The 12,541-nt window shown below is 38.1% G+C and carries 12 protein-coding genes; 6 read left to right on the plus strand and 6 right to left on the minus strand.

What is annotated here, in order from left to right:
• Positions 1-76: 76 nt before the first annotated feature.
• The 5 genes from CHU_RS17060 to CHU_RS19815 all read right to left on the minus strand — a co-directional run bounded on the left by CHU_RS17060 (position 77) and on the right by CHU_RS19815 (position 3,732).
• Positions 77-1,072, minus strand: coding sequence for a hypothetical protein (locus CHU_RS17060; protein ID WP_011586851.1), 996 nt, complete (start codon positions 1,070-1,072; stop codon positions 77-79).
• Between the two features lie 65 nt (positions 1,073-1,137).
• Complete coding sequence (locus tag CHU_RS17065; RefSeq protein ID WP_011586852.1) at positions 1,138-1,755, minus strand: FMN-binding negative transcriptional regulator; 618 nt, start codon at positions 1,753-1,755, stop codon at positions 1,138-1,140.
• 57 nt (positions 1,756-1,812) lie between these two features.
• On the minus strand, positions 1,813-2,565 hold the full coding sequence (locus CHU_RS17070; protein ID WP_011586853.1) for an outer membrane beta-barrel protein: 753 nt from the start codon (positions 2,563-2,565) through the stop codon (positions 1,813-1,815).
• Between the two features lie 4 nt (positions 2,566-2,569).
• Complete coding sequence (locus CHU_RS17075) at positions 2,570-3,493, minus strand: PCMD domain-containing protein (protein ID WP_011586854.1); 924 nt, start codon at positions 3,491-3,493, stop codon at positions 2,570-2,572.
• 104 nt (positions 3,494-3,597) lie between these two features.
• Positions 3,598-3,732 carry a hypothetical protein gene (locus CHU_RS19815; protein ID WP_256235747.1) on the minus strand — a complete coding sequence of 45 codons (135 nt, stop codon included), beginning with the start codon at positions 3,730-3,732 and terminating at the stop codon, positions 3,598-3,600.
• Between the two features lie 352 nt (positions 3,733-4,084).
• Here CHU_RS19815 and CHU_RS17080 point away from each other — a divergent pair, with 352 nt between their 5' ends.
• Entirely contained in the window at positions 4,085-4,801 is a 717-nt protein-coding gene (locus CHU_RS17080) for a YebC/PmpR family DNA-binding transcriptional regulator (protein ID WP_011586856.1), read from the plus strand.
• A gap of 106 nt (positions 4,802-4,907) precedes the next feature.
• On the opposite strand, the gene CHU_RS17085 is transcribed toward CHU_RS17080, so the two are convergent.
• The gene (locus CHU_RS17085; RefSeq protein WP_011586857.1) at positions 4,908-5,411 is read right to left on the minus strand and encodes a DUF2569 domain-containing protein; all 504 of its coding nucleotides are present in this window, start codon (positions 5,409-5,411) and stop codon (positions 4,908-4,910) included.
• Positions 5,412-5,578: 167 nt separating this feature from the next.
• Here CHU_RS17085 and CHU_RS17090 point away from each other — a divergent pair, with 167 nt between their 5' ends.
• From CHU_RS17090 to CHU_RS17110, 5 genes are all read left to right on the plus strand, one after another.
• Entirely contained in the window at positions 5,579-6,337 is a 759-nt protein-coding gene (locus tag CHU_RS17090) for a sensor histidine kinase (protein WP_041932817.1), read from the plus strand.
• The gene (locus CHU_RS17095; RefSeq protein ID WP_011586859.1) at positions 6,306-7,025 is read left to right on the plus strand and encodes a LytR/AlgR family response regulator transcription factor; all 720 of its coding nucleotides are present in this window, start codon (positions 6,306-6,308) and stop codon (positions 7,023-7,025) included. The genes CHU_RS17090 and CHU_RS17095 overlap by 32 nt, the downstream gene beginning before the upstream one ends.
• Before the next feature lie 145 nt (positions 7,026-7,170).
• Positions 7,171-9,465, plus strand: a complete 2,295-nt coding sequence (locus CHU_RS17100) for a cation:proton antiporter (RefSeq protein ID WP_011586860.1) — start codon at positions 7,171-7,173, stop codon at positions 9,463-9,465.
• A 421-nt stretch (positions 9,466-9,886) separates the two neighbouring features.
• On the plus strand, positions 9,887-11,110 hold the full coding sequence (locus CHU_RS17105) for an OmpP1/FadL family transporter (RefSeq protein ID WP_011586861.1): 1,224 nt from the start codon (positions 9,887-9,889) through the stop codon (positions 11,108-11,110).
• A gap of 2 nt (positions 11,111-11,112) precedes the next feature.
• Positions 11,113-12,459: a hypothetical protein gene (locus tag CHU_RS17110; RefSeq protein WP_011586862.1), complete on the plus strand. Its 1,347-nt coding sequence runs from the start codon at positions 11,113-11,115 to the stop codon at positions 12,457-12,459.
• The last annotated feature ends 82 nt before the right edge of the window (positions 12,460-12,541 follow it).

A 12,541-nucleotide genomic window follows, 5' to 3' on the forward strand; every position in this document is an offset into this window, starting at 1 on the left:
AATTCATATTATTTCATTATTTCAACGGTTTAACTGAAGTCGTAATTAAAAAACAGCAGGCTATACAAATTTATTTTTAATACGGCTGATTAATTTTTTCCAGATCTGTGATTTCATCGTTGTAATCATTTTCGATAAAACTGATCGGCGGATTTGGGAACATGATAATTTCTTTCATCGTTAGACCCCAGGGTTTCCAGTAATTCGCCAGCACTTGTCCGTACATATTATCATCCCAGTGATCAAACAACGGCGTGTTGTTTTTTGCGCTCAACGGTATTGATTCAACCGTTACTTTTTCGTCTGTTAACAAAACGTTGTACGTAGCATAACTGGTAAGTAAATAATTTGAATAAATAAACCGTGCGCACAATTCTTCAAACTGAATCGGATGCAATGTTTTATCGCCAATTCTGTCTGTAAGTTCATTCAGCTTTTTACCAACTTCACCATTGTCCTGCAGACAGGCAACAATACCAAAATCATTCATGCCTAAAGAGAAATTAAGATTGTTGGTTTCATCTTTGTAATGAAAAACATCTTTCGAATATTTTACACGAAATACCCGGATTGACCAGGGTTTTAATCCTTTAAATTCCATCGGTAAAACCAGAGATTGAAGCATCCAATGCAGTTTTTGAAAACGCGCTTTTAAAAAAGAAGATACATGCAAGATATCATTCTGCGCAGCTAATTTTTTTTGTGCAATCCGTAAGTCTTCAAATAACACACCAATCATAAGTTTAGCCATCCATTGAAACAATCGTTCCTCCGGAATTTTTACAACTTCATCATAACCGGCACAAAAGGCTTTTTCTATTTCTGCTTCCAGCGGATTCATAGCTTGTTCAATAACAGCTTTTGAATACGGTACTTTCAGATTTTTATATTGAATGCGTGTGCCTTCATCCAGCATTTTAAATGTTTGATCGCTTAGATTATATCTTTTCAATACCCACTCCGGAAAAATAGAAACCGGTTCAGTATCTGCCTGCAATGTTTCTCCGGTTAGAAAACAGGTGTGCATATCAAAATGCATTTCTTCAAAAGGATTGTAAATCTGGATTGCCATGATCCAAAATTAATACTAAAAAAGGGAATTCCTATGTACGTATCTGCTTCGAAAAGGAGTTCAGATTAGCGTTTTAAATTTTTCATTGCCGCCGCCACTTGCAGAGAATCCACATCACCTTTCTTTTCCAGTTCAGCTATAATGTTGTTGTAATTTTTTTCATCTCTGTTTTGAGAAAGTTTTTCTGCAGCCTGTATCTCCGTGATGAGGATTTCAAAACCAACAATCGCTTTCATTTGGTTTTCAACCATACCGGCAGACATTTTTGAAATACTTACGGGATTTTTATTTCCAGTTTCATATGTATCAACAAGTTTGCTCAACTGATTAAATACGGTTTTATTATCTGAAATTTTAATTTTTCCATATACATGTACGGCTGTGTAATTCCAGGTTGGGACATTTTCATGATCATACCAGGAAGAAGATATGTAGGCATGAGGTCCCTGAAAAATAACAAGTACTTCCTGATCTTCGCGAAAAGCTTTCCATTGATTATTTGCTTTTGCTATGTGTCCGGACAAAATAGTTTCATTGTTACTGTTTGTTTCAATAAGCAGCGGAATATGCGTAGCCAAATGTTTGCCATCCAACTGATTTATTAAAATACCAAAACTGTTTTTTTCAATAAAAACGCGCGCCTTTTCAGGATCATCCAGTTTGAAAAACTTTGGAATATACATGTATCGTTGTAATTAAAAGCTTCCGTTTTTATTTTACCAGGGAATAAACAGCATGCATCAGTCCTTGGCTCTTATAAAGAAATATTTTACCGTAAACTGTACGTACAAATCTTTTAACGTATACGGAACGCCTTCCCAATCTTCTTTGTATAAACTTTTGCAGGAATAGGTTGCACGAAGATCCAGCGCAACTGCCGGAGAAAGCTGATACTGTGCGCCGGCAACAAAGCCGTAGTATCTGGAGTTAACTTCTTTGCTGTAATTATATTCTTTATCTGTTACGGTGTTCGGATTTGAAATATCTGTCCGGCCAATAATACCGGTTGCCGTGCCTTTATTTGTTTTACTGAACGCCCACGAATAATACATCCCTGCATGAATCTGCCAGTTGTTTCCGATAGCATATTGTGCCAGTAACGGAAATTCCAGGTAATGTATATCAAATTCACCTTTTGTGGTTCCGGTAAATGTTGTGGAAACTTCAAACGTAACGGGATTATTGTTTATAATAATCGTGTTGCGGTCAATATAATTCTGGTCTTTTACTTCAGATGTATATGTAACTTTTCTGCGGCTATAAAAAGCTTCGGCAGCTAGCGACCATTTTTTTGAAAGCTTATAAGATATTCCTGTACCAATGATTGGGTTAAAACCCGGCGAACCGGATTTGCTCACAATCGTTGAGCTGTGATATAACGGTCCGCCAACCTGTATGCCTGTTTTAGCATACACATTCCAGTGTGCATGTTGTGCAAACGACACAGAAGAAATAAGGAGCAACCAAGCTGTTGTGACAAAATACCTGCGCATCAGATTATTCCGTAATTAATAATTTACCGGAGAAAACAGCTGTATCAGAAGTAATGAATTTACAGGTATAAAATCCGGCCGGCATATTATCGAGTGCAAATTCAGGCGAAACGGTACCCGTCCATTTTTGTGAGGAAACCAGTTTGCCTGCAACATTATAGAAATAAACCGTTCCAGATTCTGAAGGTGCATTTGAAAGAGCCACCCGTGATTGTGCCGGGTTTGGATATAACACAGCCGATACCGCAGCAAGGGAAGTTGCAATACTTAGCTCTTCAAACTCCAGCGAGAAATTATCAACGGTTAACGAGCTTCCAACCTGCCCGCGAAAATTTCCGCCATCGGCACTTGACGTAAATACCATTGCAATTGAATCGGGAGCTGCAGTTGATGTATAGGTAACCGGAATGTGTAATAGCGTGTATACAGAAACGTTGGCCGTAGAAGAAAAATGACCTCTGCCAATGGTATCTGTTTTTTTAGTAGAAGTATTGTATTTGGTTAACAGAACATAAATGGCGCAGGAATCACCATTTACCGGAGCATATTTATAATAAACATTAAATGCTGAAGGTCTGGATACATAAGGTATTCCCATTTGCACACTTTTTACAGGGTTCGATAAGTTTAACTGAAATTTTCCTGTAAAAAGATTGCCTGCGGCAATTTGTCCAAAGATAGACTGGGTTGTAAGTTTTACAGCAGCGTTTCCGTGCTGGGCATCTGTTGTTTTAGTGGTTGGAGGAGTTAAGCCGGGTGCAATATTTACGGCGGCATTTCCCGAAGCCCAATTGTCTGCTTCATCGTAACTGCTGTATCCTCCGCTGCCCGGATGATTCGTCCAGTTTTCAAAATCACTGTTTAATAATTGCTGACCCTGTGCAGATATAGCCAGGCAGGCAAATATAAGTATGTATAGATTTTTCATAGTTGAGAAGGTTTTTCCCGAATCTACAAAAAAAATTCATTTTATAAATTCTGTTCAAATTAAGTTTAACATTCAGCAGCATAGATTAATAAAGCACACTGCAATTAATCAACATTCGGTTCATCCCGTTCTTTTAAATAATTTTCAATCAGTTGTTCCACATACGTGAAAATGAAAATTGCAATAATAAAAACGAAAATACCACTGATGGTTTCAAACCGTTCTTTACGCACTATCATTTTATCATTTTTAGTAGCAAATCCCAAAATATTTTTGACACGTTTAACAACAATAAAATGCTGTAAAAGCTTATAGACAATGCATGCTCAGATACCAGCAACAGCATTGCCATCATATGAATACGGTTCGTGTTTTTAGATTGTTTTGCAATACAAACAATTTATACGTTACAATTGAATGGTTTATAATGGGTTTTAATGATCCTATTTTAAAAAAGAGATGAAAACAGCACATCTCTACTATATAAAGGACGTAAATAATGGTGCATTTTCTAACGAAAAAAGTAACATTTCATTATATAACCTCTTGAAATCTACGTAACTTTGGCGCAAGATTGCAAATACAACTATTATGGGAAGAGCATACGAACTTCGAAAAGGAAGAAGAGCAAAACGTTTCGATCGAATGGCCAAAGCCTTTACACGTTTAGGTAAAGAGATCGTTATGGCTGCCAAACAAGGCGGCGGAAATATAGAAACCAATTCTCGTTTGCGTACGGCAGTAAACAATGCCAAAAGTGTAAACATGCCGAAGGACAGAATTGATGCAGCAATAAAAAGAGCTTCAGGTAAAGACGAATCGGATTACGAGGAAGTAGTGTTTGAAGGATACGGCCCTTATGGTATTGCCATTCTTGTTGAATGTGCAACAGATAACAATACACGAACGGTTGCCAATGTGCGATCATACTTTACACGTTCAGGCGGAGCATTAGGAAAAACGGGTTCGTTGGAATTTTTATTTGAACGTAAAGGCGTGATCAAAATTGATGGCACCGGTTTAGATCCGGAAGAACTGGAACTGGAACTGATTGATTTTGGTGCAGAAGAAATTGTAAAAGATGGAAATGAAATTTTCATTTATACGGCGTTTGTTGATTTCGGAACGATGCTGAAAGAATTGGAGCAAAGAAATATTACTGTTATCAATGCAGAAACAGAACGTATTCCGAATACAACTACAACGTTAACTACAGAGCAGCAGGAAGAAATATATAAGCTTCTGGAAAAATTTGAAGACGATGATGATGTGCAGGCGGTGTTCCATAATATGGCTGAAACGGAATAAGGCTTATCAGAATTGACAATAAAAAGGCGTTGTACGGATTTTTGTATAACGCCTTTTTATTCAAAAAAATTTCCGCTACGCGTTTTGTTATAAGCCGCCGCGATTTTTATTTTACAAAGGTTCCTTTAACCCGCTCCGATAATAAAAAGAAAGGAATCCAGATGCTGCACGAAACAATAGCCTGGAATAATTCTTTATCAAAAAAATCGCCGGTGGTCCCTAATCCAAGTTGCAGCACGATCAAAGAATCTGCAACAACAAACACCAGATTTGAAACAACAAACGTAATGTATAAAAGAGGTGTTATCGATTTAAACTTAAATAAATGTACAAGGATCACGATCGCAAAAATTGAAAATCCTACATTAACAAAGATTTCTCCATAAAGAAGATACCGTAAAGCCGGCGTATACAATTCAGATGCCGGATCTTCATACAAGGCAATATCAGGGCCGGTAACAGCCGGAATCAAATCCTTAAATAAGGAAACGGTCAGGCGCAGCGGTGTAATAAATAATCCAATAACAGGGATAATCATCCATCCGCCGATTTTGTTGTATTTCTGCTCTTTTTCAGGAAGCTGGTCCAGGTCTAATGTGTCGTTTTCCATAAGATAACTCGGGTTGAGATTTATACAATAGCAAGGGTATTGTACGTAAGCAATATAATTCTGATTTTTTTGTCAGACAAGAAAGCGCAGCGAATAAAATATTTCATTGAATTTTACATAAATTTAAAGCATTGCTCCTGCAGCATAATAAAAAACAAACAACAGGAATGAATATAACGGCACTCGTACTTCTTTATCTGGCAACCATTGTGGTTAGTGTGCTAACAATCGTAACAGTGAATCTGTATGCTAAACTTAAAAAATCGAAGCAGATTCAGCAGGAAGCAGAATTAAAGTTTAATGTGCTGGAAGAAAAAATAAACGGACTTCAACTTCAAACACTTGAGTCCAGATTAAATCCGCATTTGTTTAAAAACATTCTTAACTCCATTCAGTCGCATGCCTATCAAACCTATTATGCGCTTGATAAATTAGCGAATGTACTGGATTATATTTTATATGAAAGCCGCAACAAACTTGTTTCTCCCAAAGAAGAAATTGAATTTGCACTTGACCTGATAGAAATAAATAAAATCAAGATCAGTCCGTTGTTTGAATTAAACGTTAAAACAAAAATAGATGACTCGGATCCGCTCTATAACCAACAGATCCTGGCACCGTTGATTTCTATTGATCTGATTGAAAATGCCTTTAAGCATGCTGATCTGCAAAGTGCAGAGTCATTTATATCGATTGTTTTTGAATTTAAAAACAGCAGCCTGTATCTAACCGTTTCAAATAAAACGTCTGGTAAAGCCGCTATGCAAAAAGACCGCAGCGGCATAGGCAGCGAAACGTTTGAACAGCGCCTTAAAATATTGTATAATGGCAACTATACATTAGACCGGTTTATTGAAGACGATATTTATACCACACATTTAAAAATAAATTTACTTGAATATAAAACTAAAGTGCATACTGCTTGATGATGAGCTGCCGGGATTAACGTATTTGAAAATGTTATGCGAGCAAATTCCGGAACTGGAAGTTGTAAAAGCGTTTAACAAACCGGAAGTTTTTCTTGCTGAACAGGCTGATCTGGATTTCGACCTGTGTATTTTAGATATTGAAATGCCGGGGATGAATGGCTTGCAGGTGGCTAATTTATTAAACGGCAAACCGGTAATTTTTACAACGGCTTATAAAGAATATGCCGCGGAAGCGTTTGATCTGAATGCTGTTGATTATGTACGTAAACCGGTAAAGAAAGAACGCCTTCAGCAAGCTGTGCAGAAACTGCTGCAGAAAATCAATATCAAACCAAATACAAAATCTTTTGTTCAGCTAAATACAGATAAAGGAAAAGCATTGATCTTTTTCGATCAGCTGTGTTACATAAAAAGTTCTGAATCTGATAGCCGGGATAAATTTGCACAGTTTGTTGATGGGGCAACCTTAACACTAAAAAATATTTCATTTGAAAAACTGCAGGAAATATTGCCCGCAGACCAGTTTTGCCGCATTAATAAAAAAGAATTAATTGCGCTGAAATCGGTACAGCTATTTTCATTTGATGAGATCACCACAAACCTTACCGACAAATCCGGTGGTTTATTGAAGCTGACCTTAAGTGATGTTTATAGAAATACGTTTATAGAATTAATCAAACCCTGATTTTATTACAAAAAAATTCCATCTTACTACATTTGTGGGATATTTTAAATCAAGGGTTATTTTTTCCTTAAAAATCCAGCCATTTTTGTATCCGGGCAGTCTTAAAAACATTTTAACCTCAGCATAATCGTAAAAGTAAATCAGAATGAAAAAATTTAAAAACGGCTTTTTTTATATTGGTATAATCAGTGTGTTTTCGGTACTGATGTATTGGATCGTATTGACAGGGGCATCGCTGGAGAAAGGCAGAAATATTGTAATACCGCAATCCGGTAAAAGTCAGTGGCAGGAATTTTTGGTAGCAATGCAACATAACCTGCAGCATCCGCTTGCAATTATGCTGGCACAGATCGTAACAATTATTATTATTGCACGCTTATTGGGCTGGGTGTGCAAAAAGATCGGGCAGCCTTCCGTAGTCGGTGAAATTATAGCCGGCATCATCTTGGGGCCATCATTAATCGGCATGTATTTTCCGGAATTTTCAGCCGCCTTGTTTCCTGTAAAATCATTGGGTAACCTTCAGTTTCTAAGCCAGATCGGCTTGATACTTTTTATGTTCATCGTAGGCATGGAGCTGGATCTGAAAGTTTTGAGAAACAAGGCACATGAAGCAGTTGTTATAAGTCACGCAAGTATTATTATTCCGTTTGCTTTAGGCATGGGGCTCGCGTTTTTTATTTATCAGTCTTTTGCACCAGAAGGCGTACAGTTTTTATCGTTTGCTCTTTTTCTCGGTATTGCCATGAGTATAACAGCCTTTCCGGTACTGGCGCGTATTGTTCAGGAGCGCGGCATCCATAAAACAAAATTAGGAACAGTTGTTATTACGTGTGCAGCAGCAGATGATATTACGGCATGGTGCATTCTTGCAGCTGTAATTGCAATTGTAAAAGCCGGTTCTTTTATAAGTGCCTTTTACATCATGGGACTTGCCTTGGGTTATGTTGTTATTATGATCTATGTGATCAAGCCATTTTTAAAACGTGTGGGTGAACTGCATGCAACAAGAGAAAATTTAAGTAAACCAATTGTAGCCATATTCTTACTTATATTATTGATTTCTTCTTATGCTACCGAAGTGATTGGTATTCACGCATTATTCGGCGCATTTATGGCAGGTGCTATCATGCCTGAAAACATTCGGTTCAGAAATATTTTCATTGAAAAAGTAGAAGACGTAGCATTGGTTTTATTGCTGCCCTTGTTTTTTGTTTTTACAGGATTAAGAACACAGATCGGATTACTGAATGATCCGTATCTATGGAAGATTACCGGATTGATTATCCTTGTTGCGGTAGCCGGAAAATTTATTGGCAGTGCACTGGCAGCAAAATTTGTAGGACAGAACTGGAAAAACAGTTTAACCATCGGAGCACTTATGAATACAAGAGGTTTGATGGAGCTGGTTGTATTAAACATTGGCTATGACTTAGGTGTTTTAACTCCGGAAATATTTACCATGATGGTGATCATGGCATTACTCACAACTGTTATGACAGGGCCCGCGCTTGACGCAATTAATTTTCTGTTCAGAAGTAAAGTGCAGATTGTACCACAGGAAATTAAAGACATCAGCAAATACAAAATTTTAGTATCGTTCAGTAATCCGGAATCGGGAAAGACGTTATTAAAACTTGCAAACGGTTTAACAAAAAAACTAAACAGCAATGCATCCTTAACGGCGCTGCACCTTTCGCCAACCAATGAATTACATCATTATAATATCGAAGAATATGAAAAAGAAATCTTCGATCCGATTATCGAAGAATCACAGCAGCTGAACCAGAAAGTAACAACCATATTCAAAGCGTCTAACGATATTAATTATGAGGTTGCAGATACAGCAAACAAAGGAGATTACGATCTGCTTTTAGTAGGCTTAAGCGAATCTATTTTTCAGGGAAGCTTGTTAGGGAAAGTACTTGGCTTTACAACCCGCATTATTAATCCTGAAAAATTATTAAATACCGTAACAGGAAAAGAAAAATTGTTTGATAATTCGCCGTTTGATGAAAGTACAAAACTTATCTTATCAAGAACACATGTACCAGTAGGAATTTTAATTGATAAGAACCTGACAAAAGTTGATCGCATTTTCATTCCGATCTTTGATGTCAAAGATGCATACCTGGTTAATTATGCACAGAAGCTTATTCATAACAGCGGCGCGCAGGTAGTGGTGCTGGATGCAGCCGGTGAAATAAAAAACAATTCTGAAACCAAAGAAAAAATACGTGCCATTGAGCAAAATGCACCAAACCACATTACGCTGCAAAATCAACGTATAATTGAAAAAACATTTTTACAGCAACAGGACATGATGATTATAAGTTTGGCCAGCTGGAAAAAATTAGTAGAAACAAAAAGTGTATGGTTATCAGATATACCGTCCACATTAATCATTTCGGAAAAACAACTTCATGGGAACCGTTCCTGATGTTTTAAACCGGGGCTGATCAGCCCCGGTTTTTTTTGCATCAATTTTTATTCTCTGCCTGCAATTTCATTACGCACACATCTAAAAAAAACAAACCTCTAAAAAGTAATATATGTATGGTTGCACAAACGCCTATTGAAATAGTCAAAAAAAGTGTAACTTATATATAGCAACGGATTAAACGGAAAGAGCGCATTAACAATTGTTATCTAACCAGACCGTATTCTTCCTAAAAAAGGATCAGGAGAATATATTTAGTTGAAACAGATTAAAAACAAAACCTTTTTTATTCTGTTGGTCGTATAAAAGACAATGCTGGCATGCTTCTTTTCTGAAAGAAGACATTCGACATAGATCCTGCTTTTTTTCAGGGAAATTCAGTACAATTTTTTTAATCGTTATAAACCGTAATCAAAATGCTATGAAACAATTACTAATTATCGTTTGTATTCTATCGCCGGCATTACTGTTTGCCCAGGGCTTTCAGGTAAATTTGCAGGGGCAAAAGCAGCAAGCTATGGGTGGAGCAGGCGTTGCAACAAACTTAGATGCCGCCAGTGTTTTCTTCAACCCCGGCAGTGTTGCGCACTTAGAGCAAAACAGTGTGAGTGCAGGGGTGAGTTTAACCGCTGAAAGTACCGCCTTCCGCGACGGGAACAGCCAGCAGGAGTTTAATACAAATTCTCCGGTCAGCACACCATTTACGGGCTATGGCGTTTGGGGACCGAAAGAAAGCAAATTTAAATTTGGTATGGGTGTATATACACCATTCGGAAGTACCATTACATACGAAGATGGCTGGTCCGGACGATTTAGCTTAACACAAATGAAATTGCTTTCCGTATTTTTTCAGCCGACAGTAAGTTATAAAATCAACGACAAGTTTGGCATAGGTGCAGGTTTTGTATATGGCTATGGAAATATAGATTTAAGCAGAGACCTGCCGATTAGCAATTCAAACGGAGATTATGCTACAGCTAACTTAAAAGGTACAGCCGGCGGCATGGGTTATAATCTTGGTATCTATTACAAACCCAGTGACAAACTTTCGTTTGGTCTGAGTTACCGCTCGGAAGTAAAGATGAAAGTAAACAAGGGCACGGCAACGTTTAATGTACCTCCATCCCTTGCCAGCAGCTTTCCATCAGGTAATTTCAGTGCGTCCCTTCCACTTCCTCAAGTGTTAACATTAGGGATCGGCTACAATGCGAGCGAACGGTTATTACTTACTTTTGATGTGAACTACATCGGCTGGGGAAGTTACAAATCACTGGCGTTTGATTACGAACAGAATACTTCTTCGTTAAAAGACACAGAGTCGCCCCGTAATTATAAAAACACGTATGCATTGCGTTTAGGTGCACAATATAAAGTGAGTGAAAAGTTTTTAGTGCGTGCAGGTACAAACTATGAAAAAACACCAATCAAAGATGGATATGTAACACCGGAAGTTCCGGATGCAGACAGGTTGAATTTTACAGGAGGTATCGGGTACAAGCCCAGCGACCGTTTTGTAATAGATGCTTCATTCAGTTATATCAACTTTATGAAACGTACGGACACCAACATAGAAACACACATGTCCGGTACATACAAAACACGCATTTTAGTGCCAGGTATTTCATTAACCTATAACTTCAACTAGTCATGAAAAAATATAAAAACAGCTTATATGTACTGGCATTATGCGGAACTATGGCTGCCTGTAAACCACACATAGAAGAACCTTCCATTGATAAAGGAAGTTTAGATGTAACCAAATATGTTGCCGTTGGCAATTCCATTACTTCCGGTTATGCAGATAATGCATTGTATTATGATGGGCAGCAGGTTTCATTTGCGAATCTCTTATCCGGCCAGTTTTCTAAAATAGGCGGCGGTGAGTTTAAACAACCGCTGGTTAGTCAAACCTCTGTAGGTGTAGGATCAACTGGCGGCGCAAGATTGAAACTGGCGCTGAAGACAGATTGTCTGGGTAACACATCTTTGTCGCCCGTACCTGTAGCAGCATCTGGAGATTTAAGTATCTTTGGAAATATTTACAGTTCTGCCGGTCCGTTTAATAACATGGGTGTACCGGGAGCGAAATCAGTAACAACGATCTATCATGGTTATGGTAATCCTGGAAACGGTTTGGGAAAGTTTAATCCGTTCTTTACACGTATGGCTTCGAATCCGGCAACAGCATCGATTCTGCAGGATGCCATGGCACAGAACCCTACCTTCTTTACCTTATTTATCGGAAGTAATGATGTGTTGTTATATGCATTAGCAGGTGCTGCAAATGATAGTATTACACCGGTCGCCGGCGGCCCGGGCGTAGGGTTTGATGCAAGTATGGATGCTATTGTCAATACACTTGTTTCAGGTGGTGCAAAAGGAGCGATCGGAAATGTACCGGATATTACTTCATTGCCTTATTTTACAACCGTACCATACAATGGTTTGGTATTAACAAGCCAGGCTCAGGTAGATGCGTTGAATACAGCATATACACCGTTTGGTATTACGTTCCACCTGGGGCAGAATCCATTTATTATTGCAGATGCAGCAGCTCCGGGGGGCAGAAGACAAATTACTTCATCAGAATACGTGCTGTTGTCTGTACCGCAGGATTCATTGAAATGCAACCAATGGGGTTCTGCAAAACCAATTCCGAATCAGTATATTTTAACAGCTTCTGAAATTTCAAATATACGTACTGCCATAACAAACTATAATTCAAAAATTAAAAACCTGGCTGCTGCACATGGTTTAGCATTTGTAGATGTAAACAGCTTCTTAATGATGGCTGAAACGGGAATCACTTACAATGGTATAAATCTGAATACAACGTTTGTGAGCGGCGGCGCCTTTTCATTGGATGGTGTACATTTAACACCTATAGGCAACGCGATGTTAGCAAATGAGTTTATTAAATCCATTAATATGACATACGGGTCAACGCTTCCATTGATTGATGCGACGAAATATTCCGGTGTCAAATTCCCATAATTGTTTCGTTGTTCAAGGTAGCAATTATTTTGAGAGGAGAGTGGTGCGTTAGGCATCACTCTTTTTTTGGTTTTAACACAGG

Source organism: Cytophaga hutchinsonii ATCC 33406 (assembly GCF_000014145.1).
GTDB lineage: Bacteria > Bacteroidota > Bacteroidia > Cytophagales > Cytophagaceae > Cytophaga > Cytophaga hutchinsonii.